Genomic DNA, 19,996 nt, shown 5'->3' with positions numbered 1-19,996 from the left:
CCGGCCCGTACGCTAGCGGCCGCGGGGCTTGCCGCGCCGCGCGCCACCCGATCCGCCGGAAGCTCCGGCACCGCCCCGGGCACGGCCGCCCGCCGACGCGGGCCGCTTCGGCTTCTGCTGCTGCTTGGGCCTCGGCTTCTGCTGCTGCTTCGCCGGTGCGGCGGGATTCTCCGCGGGCTGGGCGCCGCGGCCGCGCGAACTGTTCACCGTCCGGCCGCGGACGATGCCGATGAACTCCTCCACCAGGTCCGTCGTCCTGTCCTCCCGCCAGGAGAGGGCGATCTGCGACTGCGGCACCTCGGCCAGCGTCCGGTAGGTGAGGTCGCGGCGGTGGTGCAGCCGGGCCAGCGACTGCGGCACCGCCAGCACGCCGATGCCCGCCGCCACCAGCTCGATCGCGTCCGCCGTGGTCGCCGGCCGCTCGAAGGCGGGCAGGCCCGGCACGCTCTCCCAGCCGAGGGTGTCGTCGAGCGGGTGCAGCACGACCTCCTCGGCCAGGTCCGCCGGCGCCACCTCCTCCGCCGCGGCCAGCCAGTGGTCCTTCGGGAACACCACGACCGTCGTCTCGGTGTACAGCGGGATCGCGCTGAGCAGCGCCCGGTCGACCGGCAGCCGCACCAGGCCGGCGTCCGCCGCGCCCGAGACGAGCGTCTCCGTGCCGTCCCCCGCCGCCACGGACACCAGCTCGAGCGGGACGTCGGGCAGCCTCTCCGCCCAGACACGCACCCACTTGGTGGGGGTCACGCCCGGAACGTACGCCAGCCGGAAGGAAGAAGGGGTCGCCTGCATCTCAGTCACAGAGCCCAGGCTACCCACCGTGATCGGGGCGGGCTTCCGCTCGCTTACCCTTGTCACCATGACATCGCGCAAGCCCCGGACGACCCAGACGATGAAGCCCGCCACGGCGGCCAAGAAGCTGGGCGTCTACCTCGAGGCCACCCCCGCCGAATTCCAGGAGGGCGTGGTCTCCCGTGACGAGCTGAACGCGCTGCAGACCGAGCCCCCGACGTGGCTGCAGGAGCTGCGCCGCAACGGCCCCCACCCCCGCCAGGTGGTCGCGTCCCGCCTCGGCGTCTCCGTCTCCGGCCTGGCCCGCGGCGGCATCACCGAGGCCCTCACCAGCGAGCAGATCGAGGCCCTCCGCGAGGAGAACCCCGAGTGGCTCCAGAAGGAGCGCTCCACCCAGGCCGAGGTCCGCAGGGAGGCCGACCGCATCAAGGAGAAGCAGGCCAAGCAGGCCAAGCAGGCCGCCGCCCGCACCAACCGCTGAGGCCGCACGCAGTGCCGCAGGGGCCCGCCCGGTATCCACCGGGCGGGCCCCTCGTCTTCCGTTCGGACCGCGCCGCCCGCGACGTGTGCCGTCAGCAGGTACCGCCGTCGCGCCAGACGGCCCAGGAACCGGGGTCGTTCGGCACTGCGCCGGTGGAGTAGTAGGTGGCGGTGTACGTGTGGCCCGCGTGGGCGACGGTGTCACCGGGCACGTAGGACCTGGTGGAGCTCCAGGCGGCCGGGCACGCCGTGCCGCCGCCTCCCCCGCCGGTGCGGGCGGTGGTCGCGGTGACGGCCGTGGACTGGGCGCCCGCCTTCCCCGCGGAGTCGACGGCGGCGACCGTGTAGCGGTAGCCCGTGCCGGCGGTGAGGCCGGTGTCGGTGTAGGACGCGCCGGAGGCCGTACCGACCTTCGTCCCGCCCCGGTAGACGCTGTACGAGGCGGCGCCCGGGACGGCCGTCCAGGTCAGCGGGACGCTGCTCGTGGTGGTGGCACCGGCGCGCAGTCCGGTGGGCGCGGGCAGGGCACTCGTCCCGCCGCCACCACCCCCACCGCCGCCCGTGCCTCCGCCGGAGCCGACGAACTTCCAGGTGATCCCGGACACCACGCCGAGGTTCAGGTCGGCGAGCTTCTGGAAGGCCGTCTTGCTCAGGTCGATGTGCTCGGCGGTGCAGGACGGGCACTTGTCCTTGACCGGGACAGTGATCGTCTTTCCGTTGTAGGTGACCTGGACGGAGACGCCCTTGCAGAGGTCGTCGTTGTTCGGGTTGGCAGCCGTCCACCAGGCCGTGGAGACGGCGACCAGGTCCTCCGCGGCCGCGTTGATGGCCGTCCCGCAGGCCCCGTAGCCCGCGTCGTCGTACCAGGTCATCTTGCCCGTCCTGGCCTGCCCGACCGGGATCGAGGCCAGCGCCGAACCGATGCCGAACACCGTGAGCATCAAGGCGCCGATCAGGGCAGCGATCCACCGCCGGCGAATCCGCTTGGGAACGGAGTGCACGCGTCCTCCTGGGGGTTGGGAGTGGCGTCACGTCGTGCCGGCAGTTCCGCACACAGCCCCGACTGACTGGCCATCATCAATAGCCACCCCGGCCCTTCCCGGTCAACGCCTGTCCACCGCACCCGCGGAGGGCGCACCCCGCCCGCTCCGCCGCCATCTCCCCAGGTCACCGCCGCCACTGGCCGCCGCACAGCGCCGCACAGCGCCGCAGCGGCTTCCCCACGGACAGAACACCCTTATGCGCCCGTTAAGTTCGCGACAAGGTCCGGTCCTGGGCGGCACCGCGCTGTCGCACCCGGCCCGTATGCTCACCGGCATGGACGCTCAATCCGCCGCGCAGAAGCCGAAGTCCGATCCGGACTGGGCGTGGGACGAACTCGTTCTGGTCTGCGACCTGGTCGCCCGGAACGGGTGGAAGCAGATCCACGCGCGCGAGGGCGACCCCCGGGTCGAGCAGATGGTCGGCCTGCTGCACGCCCTGCCGATCCATCCTCCACACGTGCGAGGTCCCAAGTTCCGCAACCGCAACGGCGTCGGCCGCAAGATGCTGGACTTCGAGACCGCCCGGGACCCGGACCGGAAGGCCACTAAGGGCGGCGTGGGCGTCCTCAAGGTCCTTGAGGCCTTCGAGCAGCGCCCGGACGAGATGGCCGCGTACGCCGACCGGCTCCGGGACGCGGCCCTGTCCGGAGTGCTGGACGACCTGCCCCCGGTCGACGACCCGCAATCCGGCGGGTACAGCGCGATCGAGGGCCGGGTACTGCTGCAGTTGCATCTGCGCCGCGAGCGGAACCAGAAGCTCCGCAGGGAGAAGATCCGTCAGGTGACCGCCCGGGGCGGCGCGCTTGCCTGCGAGGCCTGCGGGTTCGATTTCGCCCGGGTCTACGGCGACCGCGGCGCGGGGTACATCGAATGCCACCACATCGTGCCGCTGCACCAGGCGGGAGAAGGCCGCGTTCGACTCGACGACCTCGCGCTGATTTGTTCGAACTGCCACCGAATGATCCACCGGCAGGCGCCGTGGCTCACTCCGCCCCAGCTGAAGGACCTGATCTGGGCCCAGAGCGAGGCCGTGCTCACGGTCTCGGCCGTGGAGTTCACCGGCCATGGGGACGCTGTCGCCCGTTGAGCAGCACCCGCCGGCCGCGGGCACCGAAAAGGCCGGTGGCCGGACCCTTGTCGGATCCGGCCACCGGCCTGCGGTTTGTCGCGCGTTCGACCGATCAGACCGCCGGGGCCGGGTAGGTCGGGTACTCCACGCCGGAGACGTGCTGGACGACCCGGATGACCTGGCACGAGTAGCCGAACTCGTTGTCGTACCAGAGGTAGAGGATGGCGTTGTCGCCGTCGACCTTGGTGGCGCCGGCATCGACGATCGACGCGTGGCGCGAGCCGATGAAGTCGCTGGAGACCGCGTCGGGGGCGGTGGTGAAGTCGATCTGACGCTTCAGCGGCGAGTTCAGCGAGACGTCGCGGAGGTACTCCAGGACCTCGTCGCGGGTGGTCTCACGGCCCAGGCGCAGGCTGAGGATCGCGATCGAGACGTCCGGCACCGGGACGCGGATCGAGCTGCCAGTGATCGGCGCCTTCAGCTCGGGCAGCGCCTTGGCGACGGCGGAGGCGGCACCGGTCTCGGTGATGACCATGTTGAGCGGCGCGGAGCGGCCGCGACGGTCGGCCTTGTGGTAGTTGTCCAGCAGGTTCTGGTCGTTGGTGAACGAGTGGACGGTCTCCACGTGGCCGCGGAGCACGCCGTACTCGTCCTCCATCGCCTTCAGCGGCGGGACGATCGCGTTGGTGGTGCAGGACGCGCAGGACAGGATCTGCTCGTCCGGCTTGATGGTGTCGTGGTTGACGCCGTGCACGATGTTCGGGACGTCGCCCTTGCCCGGCGCGGTCAGCACGACCTTGTCGATGCCGGGGCGGAGGTGCTTCGACAGGCCCTCGCGGTCACGCCACTTGCCGGTGTTGTCGATCAGGATGGCGTCGTTGATGCCGTACGCCGTGTAGTCGATCTCCGACGGGTCGTTGGCGTAGATCACCTTGATCTCGTTGCCGTTGGCGACGATGGTGCTGTTCGCCTCGTCAACGGTGATGGTGCCCTGGAACTGGCCGTGGATGGAGTCGCGGCGCAGCAGCGAGGCGCGCTTCACGATGTCCTGGTCACCGCCCTGGCGCACGACGATGGCGCGCAGCCGCAGGCCGTGCCCGGAGCCGGCCTTCTCGATCAGCAGGCGGGCGACCAGGCGGCCGATGCGGCCGAAGCCGTAGAGGACCACGTCGCGCGAGCCGGTGCGCTCGATCTTGTTGGCACCGGTGGCACCGGACACCGCCTCGGCGGTGAACTCCGCGATCGACAGGCCGCGGTCGTCGGCCCGGTAGGTGGCCGCGAGCATGCCGATGTCGATCTGCGAGGGACCGAGGTCGAGCGTGGTGAGCGCCTGGAGGAACGGCATCGTCTCGGTGACCGAGAGCTCCTCGCCGGCGATCTGGCGGGCGAACCGGTGGGTCTTGAGGATGCTGACAACCGACTTGTTCACCAGGGAGCGGCTGTGCAGCAGGACAGTGACGTCCCTCTCCCGGTGCAGTCGGCCGATGATCGGGATCATCGACTCCGCGATCTCCTCGCGGTTCATCCAGTCCGTGAACACGTCGTCGTTGACAGTCACAAGTCCATCTTTCGAGCTAGGAGGGTGCCTCCATGCTAGCTTTCGAAAGTTGTTGATCATCTGGGCGGTCCTGCACCCGACCGCTCCCCGGCCGCCTCGGCGGCCGAATCGCACGCCGTTCCGCCGCGCCCGCCCCGTCGCTCGTGCGGACGCGCTCGACCGGCCGTCGACCGGGCGGGGGCCGAGCTCGCCGGAGTCCGCACCACCCCTCGGCCACTGACACCACTTGAATGATAAATCGGGCATCGAAGCCGTATTCCTTCAACAAATGACACATGAGGTGCCATGCACGGGCCCCGGCCGCACCTCAAGCACGGGACATTGGCGGGACTCCACGGCCCCCGGCCACCGGAGGCCGAACACCACCTGTGTTCATTTCACGGACGGACTCCGGCCGGGCACGAAGTGATCACCCACTGCTCGCACCACCTGCTGCGTACGCAACCGATGCGCTCGCGGCCGACTCGCGCCACCCGGAGTAGACGCGCGTAGATTCCGGCGGCCGTCCCGCGGCCGGTCGCCGTCCGGTCGCTGGCCACCGTGGCAAACCTCACAGGCGGCCGACCGCCCGGGCACGCGCACACGGGCGTGACCGCCCGGCGGTGCTCAGCCGGCCGTCACCCGGGCCGCCGCCCTCACCTGGGTCTCCACGGCGGCCTTCGCCTCGGCCATCGCGGCGGCATTGGCCGCGATCACCTGCTGCTGGTAGCCGGCGTCGACGGCGTACCAGACACCGACCACGTTGTGCGCGTGACGGCAGCCGGCGTCCGCGGTGGCCACCTTCAGCTCCTGCGGCGTCGGCGTCGGCGACTTCCGCCACTGCGGGTCGCCCAGGGCCGCCAGCGGGTCGGCGTAGTCGAAGCCCGCGTCCTTCATGCACTGCGACCACTGGCGGAACACCGCCTGCGTCCGCGGGTCGTTCCGGGACTGCTCCAGCGTCGTGAACTTGGCGTCGTCCGCGAACTGGGTGTCGCCGATCCCGCCGTCCGCGGACCCGGTCAGTTCCTTGACGGCCTCGCCGACGCAGCCGCGCTCCGGCACCGACCGCCCGTTGACGGTCCGCCCGCCCGACCCGGCCCGTGCCGCCGCATCCGCGGTCCCCCGCAGGACGAGCTCCATCTCGGGCGACATCGACGGAGCGCTCGGCTTCGCGCCCGCCCCCGCCGGCACCCCGCCCTCGGGGTGGTAGCCCCACTTCGCCATCAGCGCCGCGTTCTGGTGGCCGTAGCGGGAGTCCACCCGGGTGGTCGGGGCGTCGCTGTCGCGCCGGCTTCCGCTGCCGGACGGCGGGGCGTAGCTCAGGCCGAAGGAGGCCATGCAGCGGACGATGAGCTTCTGCTGCGCCTTCTCGACCGCGGACTGCTGCTCCGCGTTGAGCAGATAGGGGTCGAGCGGCAGCGGTTCGGCGTTGGCGGAGTCCAGCTGCCGCGTCGCGCCGACCGTGGGCGGTGCCGCGGCGGTCTGCACGCTCGCCCTCGGGCTCGGCGCCACGGCGTCCGTGTCGGCGGAACCCGCCGCGCCCCCGCAGCCCGCCAGGAGCAGCGGCAGCAGGGTGAGCATCACGGCGGAGCGGGCGGGGCGGCTGGACACAGGCGGGTCTCTTTCGGAACGGCGCGGCCGGCGGGGACGGGTGGGTAGCCGTGCACGGTCCCCGGCCGGCCGGCAGCGCGGCCGGGGACCGGTGCGTGTTCTCGGTGCTGACGGGTGCCGTCAGCTCACGGACCGGAAATCACGGGCCCGGGGATCACGGGCCGACGAACTCGCCCGAGGCGTTGTTGTTCTTCAGCTGGGAGTTGAGGTCCCGGCGGGTGTTCATCGGGATCGGCTGGCAGGCGACGCTGCAGTCCCAGCCGCTGTTGTAGAAGACGTTGAACGTGCCGTACCAGTGGTTGTCCACGGCGGCCGCGTTGTTCTTCACCGCGACACCGGCGCCGGAGCTGCCGTTCTTGCCGGCCTTGAACGTCAGGCCCGCGTAGTTCTCGATGCTGGTGTTCTCGATGTACACGGCGCCGTAGCCGTGGGCGCTGGAGTTGTAGTAGAGGCAGACCTGGCCGCCCTGGCAGTCGGCAGTGAAGGCGGAGGCGCTGCCGGCGGACGCAAGTCCGGCCGTCACGACGGTGCCGGCCACGAGCGCGGCCGAGATGAACTTCCTGATCGCCATGGTGATCCTTCCGTACGGGGCTCCGGTGCGTCCGGCGCCCTCCGCGGGCGACCGTCCGGTCCCCGCCACGTGATGCCGGCCGCCGTGGTGATCACGGCGGCCGGTGGCGCACTCATGCTGGCGAAGGGCGGTATCGCGGCCGTAGCCGCCCGGTGGCGCGGCCCGCTCGGGCCCCGACTCCCTTGCGCGGGGCCGTCGTTGCGGCCCGGCGGGCCTGCCGGGGATGCGCCCTGAGGCGATACGCGCGCGCTATCGGCACCTCCTAGCGTCTCGACCGGATCTGAGGCCCCGACGCGGGCCCGACGACGCAACCCCCTTGCCCGGCACCGGGAATGGGGTCGGCCGATCCTCCACCGAACCAGAAGGAACCACCGCATGGCATCCGTCATCAAGACCCGGAACGCCACCCGACTGCTCGCGGCCGTCGCCGTCCTGAGCGGCCTGGTGATGAGCGTCGCGCAGGCCCACGCGGCAACCCCGTCGCCCAATACCGAGGCACCGGCCGCCACCGCTGCCGCGCTGCCCGTGGTGGACATGGAAGCCACTGTCAAGGCTGCCCAGATCGACCCCCGACGGGCCGACAGCACGCTGACCCCGGGGGCCAAGGACTCGGTCCTGGCCGTCGAGCGGGCTCTGCAGGCCCGTAACCTCCTCGACGCCCGCTGGGTGGACGGGTACTTCGGCACCACCACCATCACTGCCTACGCAGCCTTCCAGCGCTCCCTCGGCTACACCGGCCTGGACGCCAACGGACTGCCCGGCGCCACCTCCCTCGCCACACTCGGGCAGGGCCGGTTCACCGTCAGCCACAAGATCGGACCCGGCGCGAAGCTGCAGCGCAACGGATACACCGTCAACACCCGTACCCAGGACATGCTCACCGAAGCCGAGCGCCTCCTGGGCTTCAAGCTCACCCTGTCCCAGGGCTCCTACAACCCCGGCGGCGACCCCACCTCCGCCGGCACCCACGACGGCGGCGGCGTCGTGGACATCAGCGTCGACGGCATGTCCAGCAGCACCCGCACCTCCGTCGCCCGGGCACTGCGCCAGGTCGGATTCGCCGCCTGGGTCCGCAACCCCAACCAGGGTGACTGGCCGTGGCACATCCACGCCGCAGCGATCAGCGACACCGATCTGTCCACCCAGGCCCAGCACCAGACCGGTGACTACTACCTCGGCCTCAACGGCCTGGCCAACCAGGCCGCCGACGACGGCCCCCGCATCCCGATCCAGACCTGGGAGGAGTACCAGCGCAGCCACTGACCGCGCACACGGCACCACCCGAGCACGACCGAAGAACCCGTCGATGACACGTCACGAAAAGAGCAAGCCTTGAAGAACATACGCACCATGGTCACCGTCGCCGGCACCGCACTGGCCATGGCCGTCCCCCTCATCGCCACCACCCCCGCCTTCGCCGCCGGCCGCGACGGATCCTGCGACTCCGGAGAGTTCTGCCTCTACTACAACAGCGACCAGGCCGGCTCGGTCTCCGACTTCACCGGCTCCATCAGCGACTACGGCGCCACCCAGCCGTCCTGCTACGAGTTCAAGGGCGCCGGCAACGGCCAGGGCGTCTGCGTCAAGAACAACGCCGCCTCGGTGTGGAACCGCACCGGGAAGACCGTCCGCGTCTACTTCAACAGCGGCTACGCCGGCGCCAGCCAGGACTTCGCCCCCGGCGCCAAGGGCAACCTCAACTCCACGCTGAAGAACAACGAGGCCTCCCACCAGTTCCTCGGCAGCAGCGGCGGCGGCAGCAACCAGAGCCCCACCAACGACTTCGACCACGGCACCCGCGGCTTCGCCGCCGACAACTGCACCGCCTTCGCGGCGTACCGCATCGCCAGCCGTCTCGGCGTCCCGAACTTCAGCAACTCCTGGGGCGGCACCACCTGGGGCAACGCCAACACCTGGGACGACGCCGCCCGCCGCGTCGGCGTCACCGTCAACACCACCCCCAGCGTCGGTGCCATCGCCGTCAACGACACCCACGGGGACTACGGCCACGTCGCCTACGTCAACGCGGTCTACTCCGACGGCTCCTTCGACGTCGAGGAGTACAACTGGAACAACCGCCTCGCCTACGGCACCCGCAGCCACCTCCGCGTCAGCAGCGCTGAGAACTCCTTCCAGCACATGCTCCACTTCTGAGCAACCACCAGCAGGACACCGGCACACCCGCGCCAAGGACAACCTCGCAGCCGGGGTGATCTAGCGAGCGTGCAGGTGACGGCGGTGTGACGATGTGCGCCGGAGCCGCAGCGACACGCATCGAAAGCCCCGTCGGGCAGGCGACCTTTCCAAGTCGACTTCGCCCGACGGGGCTTCGACACGCCGCCGGCCTGCCGACGCCCACCCCGTCAAGGTGAGCCGTGCCGGCACTGCAGAGGTGCTTCGAGGGCTTGCCGCCTCCGTTTCGCGCAATGGATCTGCTCCGCAACGCTCCGGCGGGCTCCGCACCACACGGACCGGGCAGCGATCGTGAGCGTGTCGCACGTCAGCCTTTGCGGCAGGGCTCCCCTTCCCGGGGGTCCTGCAGTGCGAAGCAGCCTGATCGACCATGGCGAGGCCGCCGGCGTCGCCGCCTTCGCCATCGCGTCGGGATTTGTCGCGATCACCTGCTGCCGGCAGGCGGGGTCCGCGGCACCGGTCAGCTCCTCGGCCGCCGCACCGATGCAGCCGTGCTCGGGCACCTTCCGCCCGTTGACCGCCCGACCGCCCGACCCGGCCCGTGCCTCCGGGTCGGCGGTGCGCCTCTCCGATCGAGCGCCCTCCGCGGGCCTCGGCGGTGGGCGCGAACGGCGTGTGCTCCGCCCGCGATACGGCCGCGATATCAAGATCTCCTAGCGTCTCGGACGAAGTCGGGGCCTTCCCCAGGCCCGCCGACTCCACCCGAAACGACGCCCGTCCAAAGGAGACACCGTTGCGTAAGCTCATAGGCCGCGCCACCACGGCCGCCGTCCTGTCGGCGGTCGCCGCGGCCAGCGTGGTCCTCGCGCCCGGCACGGCGGAGGCGGCAAGCTACAACAGCGCCTGCGGCAGCGGGTACCGGGAGATCGACCACCTGACGCTGAACGGCTATGGCACGGTGTTCCTGACCTACAACGGCTCCACCGGGAAGAACTGCGTCGTGACCGTCCGGGACCACCCAGGTGCCGCCCTCTACATGAACGCCCTCGTCAGGCTCGCCGGTTCGCAGGAGTGGATCGGCGACTACGGCGACTTCACCACCTACGCGGGCCCGGTGTACGTCTCCGCGGCCGGCCGGTGCATCGACTGGGGCGGCGAGATCGAGACCGCTTTCGAGTACCGCCAGAACGTCCACTGCGGCTGAAGACCGGTCCCGGACAGTCCCCTTCACGGCAGCAGCGAGCCCGGCCGGACCGGGCCGGCGGTGGACGGTCAGCTGAAGATACGGGATGGCGTAGCTGTGGCTGCCATACACGTTGGTGACGTGGACGCTGCTGGTACCGCGCGGCGGGGCGGCCTCGATGATCTGGCCGTTGCCGATGCACAGCGCGACATGGTCGGTGTTGCCCAGGCTGCCCCAGAAGATCAGGTCGCCGGCCTTGAGCGAGCTGTACGAGACCTGGGTGGCCTGGACGGACCGCACATTGGTGTTGGCGCCGATGTCACGGCCCGCGGCGGCCAAGAAGATGTACTCGGTGAAGCCGGAGCAGTCGAAGCCGTAACGGTTGTAGTCGTTGTAGCCTCCCGGCGAGAGCGAGGCGATGCCGCAGCTCGGACCGCCCTTGCCGCCGCCGCCCCAGGCGTAGCTGAGGCTCTTGGGGGTCTGCTCCTTGGCGAGCGCGATGATCCGGCTGATCTTCTCGGCGCTGGTGCCGGCGGTGCTGCCGGCCGGGCCGCCGATCCGGCCGGGCCCGGCGGTGTCACAGGTGCCGTTGCCGGTCGACGGGCCGGTGTCGCCGCCCGGCGAGCCGCCGGGCGGCTGGTCGTTGTCGCAGCGCGGCATGGTCGACAGGAAGCCGTCGGTGCCGGTCTTCACGTGGACGTCGGTGACCCACAGGCCGTCCGCGATCTTGTCCCAGATGGTGTTGCCGTACGCCGAGCCGCCGGTGGCCTGGCAGACGACCGGCACCGACTCGCCGCTGCGGCAGGAGTTCACCTGCACGACGGCGGCGGACAGGCTGGGGCTCTGCCGGCCGTCGAGGTCGGCGGTGGCCGGGAAGGACGCGGGGTCGAGCGAGGTGTCGCCGCAGCGCGGCACGCCGGGCGCGAAGCCGTCCGAGCCGGTCTGCACGTAGAAGTCCGACACCCAGACGCCGTCACTGGTCTTGTCCCAGATCGCCGAGCCGTACGCCTCCTCACCCCGCGCCTGGCACGCGACGGCACGGTGTGCCCCTTGAGGTACATGTCCACCTTGACGGTGTCGGCGTTCAGCGACGGCCCGTCGCGGCCGTTGAGGTCCTCCTCGGCCGTGAAGTTCGTGGCCGCGGCGGCCGGCGAGGCGGCCAGTACGGGCAGCCCGACCGCGGCGGCCGCCACCGCAGGGGTGTCAGAGCCCGGACGAGTGTGATGCGAGTGCGTATGTGCATGCCCATGGTCCTCCGTGGACTGGGGCGTGACGCGACGGCCGGAAGTCGGCTCCGCGGACGGTCCGGCAGTCCCGGGCGAGGGGAACCCCGTACCTGCCGTGTAGCGCGCCGGTCTCCTCCCGGTAGCCGCCGCTCCCGAAACTTTCGAACCGCCAGATCGTGCTCTGTGCAGCCTTGTTGGCTCACGAACGCCGTCCCCGGCGGGCTACAGGGGCGCTACACCGGACCGGTAGAAGAGGACGCACCTGTGCCAGACAGCGCACCAACCCCAGGAGCACCTCCATGCGCACCACGCTCTCCGCCCTGGCGGCCGCCGGCCTCATGCTCATCGGCGGCATCACCCTCGCACCACAGGCGAGCGCCGCCAGCACCTACGGCTGCAGCGGCAACCTGGTCGACACCTACGACCTCAAGACCGACGGCGGCACCGGCACCAAGTACGGCGAGCTGTACCTCTACTACTCCAGCGCCAACGGCGGCACCAACTGCGCGGCCGCCGTCGACACCCACTTCGCCTCCGGCGTCAGCAAGTACCAGGCCGTGTACATCTGGCGCTGCGTGGCCGGCACCCACGCCGGTGAGTTCTGCAACTACGACCAGTCCGACGACGATTCCGGCACATTCACCTGGTACGCCGGCCCCGCCAGGATCACCGGCACCGCCAACCGCTGCATCATGGTCTACGGCCGCGTCGACGACCCCAACAACTCCAAGGTCGCCGAGAAGAGCACCCTGGCCACCCACTGCGGCTGACGGAGCGGGGCGGCCGGGGTCGCCCCGACCGCCCCGAACCGGGCGGGCCCCGCCCGGTCCCGGGGCGCTGTGGGCCTGAACTGCGATGACAGCGCGACCTATTGACGTCCACTCACACGCGGCCGCACTCTGAACGCATGTTCAGAACCAACGTTCAGATCGAGCCGCCCGCCGATGTGGCGGTGGTCGGCGGGGGCATGGCCGGAATGGCGACCGCACTCCGGCTCCAGGCCGCCGGACTCTCCACGGTGGTGCTGGAGGCGCACGGCCACGCCGGCGGCTGTGCCGGGTACTACCGCAAGCGGGGCTTCTCCTTCGACGTGGGGGCGACCACCCTGGTCGACTTCGCGCCCGGCGGGGTCGGCGCCGAGCTGCTGGAGAGCGTCGGCATCGGGGCGTTGGAGGCGCAGACCCTGCCGGGATACCGGGCCTTCCTGCCGGACCGCGAGGTCGTGCTGCACCGCGACGCGGCCGCCTGGCACGCCGAACGGCTGCGGATGCTCGGCGACACCGAGCGGCACCGGCGTTTCTGGGCCCTGCTGGACCGCCTGGCGGAGACCTTCTGGCGGGCCAGCCGGTCGGGTGTCCGGCTGCCGGTGCGCGGGCCCGCCACCGCCGTACGGGATCTGCGCGCGGTCGGCCTCGCGGGCCTGCCGCTCGCCCGCCACCTCAACCGGACGCTCGGGGACGCGCTGCGCAGCCACGGCCTGCGGGCCGAGGCACCGCTGGTCGGGCTGCTGGGCATGCTGGTCGAGGACACCGTGCACGCCGGGATCGACGAGGCGCCGCTGATCAACGCCGCGCTCGGCGTGACCATCCGGGGCGCCGGGCTGAGTCGGCACGCCGGCGGTATGCACGGCTTCTGGCGGGTGCTGGTGCGGCACTACCGGGGGCTCGGCGGCTCGCTCCGGGTGGGCTGCGAGGTCTCCCGGGTGGAGGGCGCACCCGGGGACTACCTTCTCACCACCCGTCAGGGCACCGTCCGGGCCAGGCGCCTGGTCTGCGCGGTTCCGGCCGCCACCACGGCCCGGATCTGCGCCGCGCTCCCGGTCGCCGGCCGGCTGCGGCCGTACCTGGCGCGCGACGAGAGGGCGTTGGGCGGCGCCTGCGTGGTCTTCCTCGGGGTGCCCGAGGAGGAGGTGGCCGGCCAGGACCTCACCCACCACCAGCTACTGCAGTCGTACGACCGGCCGCTGGGCGACGGCAACAACATGTTCGTATCCGTCTCCGCGCCGGGGGACGAGGCGAGTGCCCCGCCCGGCCACCGGGCCGTGATGATCTCCACCCACACCGAGCTCGCCGCCTGGAACGGGCTCGACGAGAACGAGTACGCCCTGCGCAAGAAGGAGATCGGCGAGCGGCTGGTCGGCCACGCCCGGCGCGCCTACCCGGAGTTGGCAAGCCGGGCGGTGTTCGCGGAGACCGGCACGCCGCGCAGCTACCAGCGGTTCGGGTTCCGCCCGGGCGGAGCGGTCGGCGGCCCGCGCCAGCGGCTGCGCAACACCAACCAGTACGCCGTCCCGCACGATCTCGGCGGGCCGGGGCTGTGGCTGGTCGGCGACTCGACCTGGCCCGGACTGGGCACGGTGGCCTGCGTGTTGGGCAGCCGGATCGTCGCCGAGGGCATGCTCCGCGAGAAGGGACACCGCCGGTGACCGCACCGACCCTGGCCGAACTCGGCACCGATCTGCTGGTCACCTCTCGGCGCCGGCGGGCCGTGGCGCTGGCCCGCCCGTTCGCCGGGGTGCTGCTCTTCGCGGGCGTGGCCTGGGCGGGCTGGTGGTGGCTCACCCCGCTGGTCGCCTTCCTGGTCTTCGTCGCGGTCGTCAACGTGACCCACGACGTGGTGCACCGCACGATCGGACTGTCCGAACGGGCCACCGAGTGGGCGCTGTTCGCGACCGGCCTGGTGCTGCTGGAGAGCGGCCACGCCTACCGGGCCACCCACACCCAGCACCACCGGTTCTTCCCGCACCCCGACGACCCCGAGGGCCACCCCGCCGACCTGTCGTTCCTCGGTGCGCTGCTGCACGGCCCGGTCTTCCTGATCCGCCTGTGGTGGTGGTCGTTCCGGCGCGGGAAGGACCGCGGTTGGCTGCTCGCCGAGGCTGCCGCACCGGTCACCGCGCTGGTGGGCGGGGTGCTGCTCTGGCCCTATGCTCCTGGGGTGCTGACGTACGCGGTGATGATGATTGCGGGAAGCTGGGTGTACCCGCTGCTGACGGTGTACCTGCCGCACCACGGCTACGGCGACACCCCGCTGACCCGGACCAGGACGCTGCGGGGGCGGGTCGTCCCGGCGCTCTTCCTGGAGCTCACCTACCACCTGGAGCACCACCTCTACCCGCAGGTGCCCAGCCACCATCTGCCGGAGCTGGCACGCCGGTTGGACCCGTACCTGACCGCCAACGGCGTCCGGCCGGTGCGCGTTGTCTGAGCTCCGCAGCGCCGACGGCCGGGGCGCCGAGACCAGAACCCGAATCCTGGACGCCACCCTCGCCAGCCTGGTCCGCAACGGCTACGGCGGCACCACCGCCCGGGCGATCGCGCAGAGCGGGGGTTTCGCGCCCGGCGTCATCTACTACCACTTCGCCGACCTGGACGACCTGTTGGTGGCGACGCTGGCGCACACCTGCGAGGCACGGGCCCGGCGCTACCGCTCCGAACTGTCCGGGATCGACCGGGCCGGGCGCGCGGTCGAGCTGCTCCGCGAGCTCTACCGCGAGGACACCGAGGTCGGGCACATCGCCGCCGTCCAGGAGATCTACGCGGGTGCCCGCCCCGGCTCACGGGCCGCCGAGCGGCTGGCGCTGGAGACGCGCCGCTGGGAGGAGCTGGCCGAGGAGGTGCTGACCACGCTGCTGCGCGGCAAGCCGCTGGCGTCCCTGGTGAGGGTCCCGGTCCTGGCGAGCGCCGCCGTGGCGTTCTACCTCGGCATGGAGACGCTGACGCATCTGGACGGCGACCGCTCGCGGCCGGCCCAGCTCTTCGACCAGGCGGCCCGGCTCGCCTCCGTCTTCGACCGGATCCCCCGCCTGCGCCGGCGCGGCTGACCGACCCGACCGGCTCCGCGCCGCACGGACGCCCGCGGTCCGGCCCCGGTCCCGGGACCCGCGCCGGCGGACCATCAGGAACCGGCCGGGTCGATCACGATCTCCCGCTTGAGGATCTTGCCCGTGGGCCCCTTGGGCAGCGCGTCGGTGAAGCGGACCACGCGGGGGTACTTGTACGCGGCCACCCGCGCGCGGACGTGCTCGCGGATCTCGTCCGCGGTGGCGTGCGCCCGGGGCTTGAGGGCGACCACGGCCGCGACCTCCTCGCCCAGGAGGCCGTCCGGCACGCCGACCACCGCGGCCTCGGCCACGGCGGGGTGCTCGTACAGCACCTCCTCGATCTCGCGCGGATAGACGTTGTAGCCACCACGGATGATCATGTCCTTCTTGCGGTCGACGACGAACCAGTAGCCGTCCTCGTCCACGCGGGCCAGGTCGCCGGTGTGGAACCAGCCGTCGCGGACCGCCTCGGCGGTGGCGTCCGGACGGTTCCAGTAGCCCGCCATCACGTTCTCGCCGCGCACGGCGATCTCGCCCACCTGGCCCGGCGCACTGTCCTCGCCCGTCCCGGTGACCAGCCGCAGCTCCACACCGCGCACCGGCAGGCCGATCGAGCCGGGCTTGCGGGGACGGTCCGGCGGGTTGAAGGCGGCCACCGGAGAGGTCTCCGACAGCCCGTACCCCTCCAGCACGGGCACGTCGAACCGCTGCTCGAAGCCGTGCAGCACCTCGACGGGCAGGGCCGCTCCCCCGGAGACGGCCAGGCGCAGCCGCGAGGCGTCGAAGCCGTCGGGCAGTCCGGCGTGGAGCAGGGCCGTGTACATGGTGGGCACGCCGAGGAAGACGGTGACGCCGTCGTCGGCGAGGATCCGCAGCGCCGCGTCCGGGTCGAAGCGCGGGAGCAGGGCGAGGGTCGCCCCTGCGGCGACGGCGGTGTTGAGCGCGCAGGTCTGCCCGAAGGCGTGGAACAGCGGGAGACCGCCGAAGAGGACGTCGCCGGGGCGGGCGTGGAAGAGCGTCTCGGCGGTGGTGGCGGTGTTGGACCGCAGGTTGTGGTGGGTGAGCCCGGCGCCCTTCGGGGTGCCGGTCGTGCCGGAGGTGTAGAGGATGACCGCGAGGTCGTCGTCGGCGCGATCGACCACTCCCGGCATCGGCTCGGTGGCGGCGAGCAGGGCCTCGAACGCGTCCGGCTCGGCGACCAGACAGGCCGTGCCGGTCGTGGCCGCGGCCTCGGCGGTCTCCTGCTGCGCCGCCGGTGCCGCCAGCACCAGCCGGGTGCCCGAGTCGCGCAGGGTGAAGGCGATCTCCCGGGCCTTGAGCAGCGGGTTCATGGGGACGACCACGGCACCGGCGCGCAGGATGCCGTAGTAGGCGACGGGGAAGTGCGCGATGTTGGGCATGACCAGCCCGACGCGGTCGCCGGGGCGGACGCCGCGGGCGTGCAGCAGCGCGGCGGCGCAGGCGCTGAGGTCGTCGAGTTCGGTGTAGCCGAGGGCGGTGGCGCCCTGGCGGACGGCGGTGCGGCTGCCGTGGGCGGCGGCGGAGTCCACCAGCAGGCCGGCGAGGTTGGTCATGGCGGGGGTCCTCGGATTCGGGTCGTGGGACGGCGGGGGTGGGGGGCGGGATCTCAGCGGGCGGGGTCTCAGCGGGCGGAGGCGGCGGTCCGCGTGGGGTGGGGCTCGGCGGGGGCGGCCCGGGGTGCGACGACGTCCCGGGGCGCGACCCCGCCGCGGCCGGGGCCACCCGCGCCCTGGTGGTCGGTGCCCCAGAACCACGCCGGCAGTGCCCGGCGCTGATGCGGCGTCAGCCACAGGCGCAGCAGGTGGCGTCTGCGCTGCGGGTCGTCGAAGTCCTGGTATGCCTCGCGGCGGTGCAAGACCGCGTGGTTGTTCACCAGCGCCGGGGCCGGATCGGCACCCGCGCGGATCCCTGCAGCGTAGGGAGTCCACCGCCCGGATGCTTGACCTGGCGGGACTCTGGACTTATCACTTGGGGACGCACGGTCCGGCAGCCCTGGAGCAGCCCATGAAACCCCTCATCCGCAGCGCCGCCCTGAACGGCTACATCGAGCTGAGCCGCTCGCTCGGGATCGACCCGCAGCCTCTGCTGAGGAGCGTCGGCCTGGACGCGGCCGCGCTCGCCGTCCAGGACCGCTGGATCTCGGGCGCGGCCGGCGTTCGCCTGCTGGAGCTCAGCGCCGCCGCGGCCCACCGCGAGGACTTCGGGCTGCGCCTGGCCGAGTACCGGCGCCTGTCGACGCTGGGACCGATCGGTCTGGTGGTCCGCGAGGAGCCCGACGTGCGCAGCGCGATCGGCCTGCTCGTGCGGCACGAGCACATGTACAACGAGGCGCTGCACACCCGGCTGTCCGAGGCCCAGGGCCTGGCCACCCTCAAGGTGGCACTGGACGTGGGCGAGCCGGTCGAGCACCGCCAGGCCACCGATCTGGCGGTCGCGGCCTATCACCGCGTGCTGCGCAGCTTTCTGGGCGAGCACTGGCAGCCGCTCACCGTGTGCTTCACCCATGGGGCACCCGCGGACCCGGCCCCGTACCGGCGCTTCTTCGGCCCCTCGGTGGAGTTCGAGCGCGAGTTCGACGGCATCGTCTTCTACGCGGGCGACCTGTCCGCCCGCAACGCACTGTCCGACCCGCAGCTGCGCACCTACGCCCAGCAGTACTTCGAGGCCATCGCCGCGCCCCGGGACCCGTCCGCGGCCGACCGGGTCCGGGAGTTGATCGAGGTGCTGCTGCCGACCGGGCGCTGCTCCGTCGAGCAGGTCGCCCACAGCCTCGGCGTCGACCGGCGCACCGTCCACCGCCGGCTGAGCGACTCGGGCGAGACCTTCTCCTCCCTGCTCAACGCCACACGGCGGCAGCTCGCCGAGCAGCTGGTGGCGAATCCGCGCAGGTCCCTCACGGACATCTCGGCGCTGCTCGGGTTCTCCTCACCCAGCGCCTTCTCGCGCTGGTTCGGCGAGCAGTTCGGCTGCAGCGCCCGCGAGTGGCGGGCCGGGCGGCGGGCGCAGCAGTCCGCCGGGCAGGAGTAGGCCCGCTCTTTCGAGGCCGATCCGCTCGGTGTCCCAGAATGGCAAGTCGACCGTCTCCTTTCGTAAAGCGGCCGAGGGCGCTCCGGCCTACCGTGGTCACACCCCGCTGAGGGGCCGGCTCCCCGGAGAGCGCCGCGCGATGCAATTCCCCGGTGCGCGGGCCTTCGGGGTTCCGGCCGGCTGCCCCGCGACCGGCCGCCAGGCCGTACGGGCCTCCGCGCCATCGCCTCGATCCTCGTCCTGAACAGCGCCGTCCCACGCCGGGGCGCCGCCGACGAGTGGTCGCCCCCTCCCCGAAGGAGACGGACCGTGCACTTCCACGACGACTCGCTGTACCCGGAGAACCAGGAGAAGCTGGTCATCCAGGCCGCGCCCTACGGTCCCGAGTGGCTGCCCGGTGACGCCGAGGACATCCCGCTCACCATGGACGAGCAGGTACAGGCCGCCGTCGACTGCTACAACGCCGGCGCCACGGTGCTCCACATCCACGTGCGCGAACTCGACGGCCACGGCTCCAAGCGCATGTCGATGTTCAACGAGATGATCGCCCGGCTGCGCCAGGCCGTCCCCGACATGGTGCTGCAGATCGGCGGCTCGATCTCGTTCGCCCCCGAGGAGGGCGGCGACGAGGCGAAGTGGCTCAGCTACGACACCCGCCACCTGCTGGCCGAGGTCGACCCGCGGCCCGACCAGGTCACGATCGCGATCAACACCAGCCAGATGAACATCGTCGAGATCATGACCGACGACGACCTGGAGGGCACCTCGATCGGGAAGAACCCCACGCTGCACACCGCGTACCGCAACATGGTGGTCGAGGCCGGCCCCGAGTTCTACCTGGAGCACCTCAGGCGGCTCCACGCCAACGGCATCCAGCCGCACTTCCAGCTCGCCCACCTCGCCCAGTTGGAGACGGTCGAGCGGCTGATCCGCGCCGGCGTGTACACCGGGCCGCTGGTGCTCAACTACGTGGCCATCGGGGGCGGTTTCGCCGGCCGCCACCCGGCCGACCTGGTCGAGTTCGTCCGCCGCGTCCCGGACGGCGCGGTGCTCACCATCGAGAGCTCGATGCGCGCCGTCGCCCCGATGAACGCCATCGGCATCGCCCTCGGCTGCCACGTCCGCGTGGGCAACGAGGACAACCTGTGGGGCCGCAAGGGCGAGCGCATGACCTCGGTGCAGCAGATCGAGCAGATGGTGAGGATCTCCGAGAACCTCGGCCGCGAGATCGCCACCGGCCCCGAAGCCCGCGAGATCTACCACCTCGGCGAGTACTACGCCGACGCCGACGAGACCCTGGCCCGCCTCGGCATGGTGCCCAACCGCCGCCCCGGGCAGCGCGGTTCGATGCTGCGTCCCGAGGGCTCCCGCGCCCTGGTCTGAGCCGGGCCCCACGGCGGTCGCGGGCGGCGGAACGCCGGCTCCCGGCGGCTGCCCCGTGACCGCCGCCCACCCGGACCGGCGCCGACCCGACGTGCCCCCG

Annotated in this window: 18 protein-coding genes; 10 read left to right on the top strand and 8 right to left on the bottom strand. The window is 71.9% G+C overall.

Annotation, left to right across the window (positions count from 1 at the left end; genetic code table 11):
- Positions 1–12 precede the first annotated feature (12 nt).
- Positions 13–789 (bottom strand): LysR family substrate-binding domain-containing protein, encoded by a 777-nt coding sequence (locus AB0P35_RS00165; RefSeq protein WP_363504946.1) that lies wholly within the window; start codon positions 787–789, stop codon positions 13–15.
- 67 nt (positions 790–856) lie between these two features.
- Between AB0P35_RS00165 and AB0P35_RS00160 the strand changes: the two genes are divergently transcribed.
- On the top strand, positions 857–1,270 hold the full coding sequence (locus AB0P35_RS00160; protein ID WP_095872493.1) for a DUF5997 family protein: 414 nt from the start codon (positions 857–859) through the stop codon (positions 1,268–1,270).
- A 91-nt stretch (positions 1,271–1,361) separates the two neighbouring features.
- Here AB0P35_RS00160 and AB0P35_RS00155 read toward each other — a convergent pair whose 3' ends face one another.
- Entirely contained in the window at positions 1,362–2,270 is a 909-nt protein-coding gene (locus AB0P35_RS00155) for a cysteine/serine endopeptidase inhibitor (RefSeq protein WP_363504210.1), read from the bottom strand.
- Positions 2,271–2,586: 316 nt separating this feature from the next.
- Between AB0P35_RS00155 and AB0P35_RS00150 the strand changes: the two genes are divergently transcribed.
- A complete protein-coding gene (locus AB0P35_RS00150) occupies positions 2,587–3,399 on the top strand; it encodes an HNH endonuclease (RefSeq protein ID WP_363504207.1) in 813 nt (270 codons plus the stop codon).
- Between the two features lie 94 nt (positions 3,400–3,493).
- On the opposite strand, the gene AB0P35_RS00145 is transcribed toward AB0P35_RS00150, so the two are convergent.
- From AB0P35_RS00145 to AB0P35_RS00135, 3 genes are all read right to left on the bottom strand, one after another.
- Entirely contained in the window at positions 3,494–4,939 is a 1,446-nt protein-coding gene (locus tag AB0P35_RS00145) for a glyceraldehyde-3-phosphate dehydrogenase (protein WP_363504204.1), read from the bottom strand.
- Positions 4,940–5,545: 606 nt separating this feature from the next.
- A complete protein-coding gene (locus tag AB0P35_RS00140; protein ID WP_363504201.1) occupies positions 5,546–6,529 on the bottom strand; it encodes a hypothetical protein in 984 nt (327 codons plus the stop codon).
- A 154-nt stretch (positions 6,530–6,683) separates the two neighbouring features.
- Positions 6,684–7,100 (bottom strand): hypothetical protein, encoded by a 417-nt coding sequence (locus AB0P35_RS00135; protein ID WP_257018978.1) that lies wholly within the window; start codon positions 7,098–7,100, stop codon positions 6,684–6,686.
- A 375-nt stretch (positions 7,101–7,475) separates the two neighbouring features.
- Between AB0P35_RS00135 and AB0P35_RS00130 the strand changes: the two genes are divergently transcribed.
- Together AB0P35_RS00130 and AB0P35_RS00125 are read left to right on the top strand one after the other, a co-directional pair.
- Entirely contained in the window at positions 7,476–8,363 is an 888-nt protein-coding gene (locus AB0P35_RS00130; protein WP_363504198.1) for a peptidoglycan-binding protein, read from the top strand.
- A 69-nt stretch (positions 8,364–8,432) separates the two neighbouring features.
- On the top strand, positions 8,433–9,254 hold the full coding sequence (locus AB0P35_RS00125; RefSeq protein WP_363504196.1) for a CHAP domain-containing protein: 822 nt from the start codon (positions 8,433–8,435) through the stop codon (positions 9,252–9,254).
- 682 nt (positions 9,255–9,936) lie between these two features.
- Here the strand turns inward: AB0P35_RS00125 and AB0P35_RS00120 are convergent.
- On the bottom strand, positions 9,937–11,379 hold the full coding sequence (locus AB0P35_RS00120) for an NlpC/P60 family protein (RefSeq protein WP_363504193.1): 1,443 nt from the start codon (positions 11,377–11,379) through the stop codon (positions 9,937–9,939).
- Positions 11,380–11,941: 562 nt separating this feature from the next.
- Between AB0P35_RS00120 and AB0P35_RS00115 the strand changes: the two genes are divergently transcribed.
- From AB0P35_RS00115 to AB0P35_RS00100, 4 genes are all read left to right on the top strand, one after another.
- Positions 11,942–12,412: a hypothetical protein gene (locus tag AB0P35_RS00115; RefSeq protein ID WP_363504190.1), complete on the top strand. Its 471-nt coding sequence runs from the start codon at positions 11,942–11,944 to the stop codon at positions 12,410–12,412.
- Positions 12,413–12,549: 137 nt separating this feature from the next.
- On the top strand, positions 12,550–14,067 hold the full coding sequence (locus tag AB0P35_RS00110) for an NAD(P)/FAD-dependent oxidoreductase (RefSeq protein ID WP_363504188.1): 1,518 nt from the start codon (positions 12,550–12,552) through the stop codon (positions 14,065–14,067).
- Positions 14,064–14,849: a fatty acid desaturase gene (locus AB0P35_RS00105; protein WP_363504185.1), complete on the top strand. Its 786-nt coding sequence runs from the start codon at positions 14,064–14,066 to the stop codon at positions 14,847–14,849. The genes AB0P35_RS00110 and AB0P35_RS00105 overlap by 4 nt, the downstream gene beginning before the upstream one ends.
- Positions 14,842–15,465, top strand: a complete 624-nt coding sequence (locus AB0P35_RS00100) for a TetR family transcriptional regulator (protein ID WP_363504182.1) — start codon at positions 14,842–14,844, stop codon at positions 15,463–15,465. The genes AB0P35_RS00105 and AB0P35_RS00100 overlap by 8 nt, the downstream gene beginning before the upstream one ends.
- Before the next feature lie 74 nt (positions 15,466–15,539).
- On the opposite strand, the gene AB0P35_RS00095 is transcribed toward AB0P35_RS00100, so the two are convergent.
- Together AB0P35_RS00095 and AB0P35_RS00090 are read right to left on the bottom strand one after the other, a co-directional pair.
- Positions 15,540–17,039 (bottom strand): long-chain fatty acid--CoA ligase, encoded by a 1,500-nt coding sequence (locus tag AB0P35_RS00095; protein WP_363504179.1) that lies wholly within the window; start codon positions 17,037–17,039, stop codon positions 15,540–15,542.
- Positions 17,040–17,107: 68 nt separating this feature from the next.
- Positions 17,108–17,359 carry a hypothetical protein gene (locus AB0P35_RS00090; RefSeq protein ID WP_363504176.1) on the bottom strand — a complete coding sequence of 84 codons (252 nt, stop codon included), beginning with the start codon at positions 17,357–17,359 and terminating at the stop codon, positions 17,108–17,110.
- A gap of 131 nt (positions 17,360–17,490) precedes the next feature.
- Between AB0P35_RS00090 and AB0P35_RS00085 the strand changes: the two genes are divergently transcribed.
- Together AB0P35_RS00085 and AB0P35_RS00080 are read left to right on the top strand one after the other, a co-directional pair.
- Complete coding sequence (locus AB0P35_RS00085) at positions 17,491–18,513, top strand: AraC family transcriptional regulator ligand-binding domain-containing protein (RefSeq protein ID WP_363504173.1); 1,023 nt, start codon at positions 17,491–17,493, stop codon at positions 18,511–18,513.
- Between the two features lie 309 nt (positions 18,514–18,822).
- Positions 18,823–19,896 (top strand): 3-keto-5-aminohexanoate cleavage protein, encoded by a 1,074-nt coding sequence (locus tag AB0P35_RS00080; protein ID WP_363504170.1) that lies wholly within the window; start codon positions 18,823–18,825, stop codon positions 19,894–19,896.
- The last annotated feature ends 100 nt before the right edge of the window (positions 19,897–19,996 follow it).

Source organism: Kitasatospora sp. NPDC085879, from assembly GCF_040686255.1.
GTDB lineage: Bacteria > Actinomycetota > Actinomycetes > Streptomycetales > Streptomycetaceae > Kitasatospora.
The sequence above is the reverse complement of the archived record's forward strand: the minus strand, read 5'-3'. Positions and strand labels throughout refer to the sequence as shown.

Bases quoted from the DNA above. Each gene is read 5' to 3' on its own strand.
- AB0P35_RS00135 (WP_257018978.1), bottom strand. From the start codon at position 7,100: ATGGCGATCAGGAAGTTCATCTCGGCCGCGCTCGTGGCCGGCACCGTC.
- AB0P35_RS00085 (WP_363504173.1), top strand. From the start codon at position 17,491: ATGAAACCCCTCATCCGCAGCGCCGCCCTGAACGGCTACATCGAGCTG.
- AB0P35_RS00165 (WP_363504946.1), bottom strand. From the start codon at position 789: ATGCAGGCGACCCCTTCTTCCTTCCGGCTGGCGTACGTTCCGGGCGTG.
- AB0P35_RS00130 (WP_363504198.1), top strand. From the start codon at position 7,476: ATGGCATCCGTCATCAAGACCCGGAACGCCACCCGACTGCTCGCGGCC.
- AB0P35_RS00115 (WP_363504190.1), top strand. From the start codon at position 11,942: ATGCGCACCACGCTCTCCGCCCTGGCGGCCGCCGGCCTCATGCTCATC.
- AB0P35_RS00150 (WP_363504207.1), top strand. From the start codon at position 2,587: ATGGACGCTCAATCCGCCGCGCAGAAGCCGAAGTCCGATCCGGACTGG.
- AB0P35_RS00160 (WP_095872493.1), top strand. From the start codon at position 857: ATGACATCGCGCAAGCCCCGGACGACCCAGACGATGAAGCCCGCCACG.
- AB0P35_RS00095 (WP_363504179.1), bottom strand. From the start codon at position 17,039: ATGACCAACCTCGCCGGCCTGCTGGTGGACTCCGCCGCCGCCCACGGC.
- AB0P35_RS00110 (WP_363504188.1), top strand. From the start codon at position 12,550: ATGTTCAGAACCAACGTTCAGATCGAGCCGCCCGCCGATGTGGCGGTG.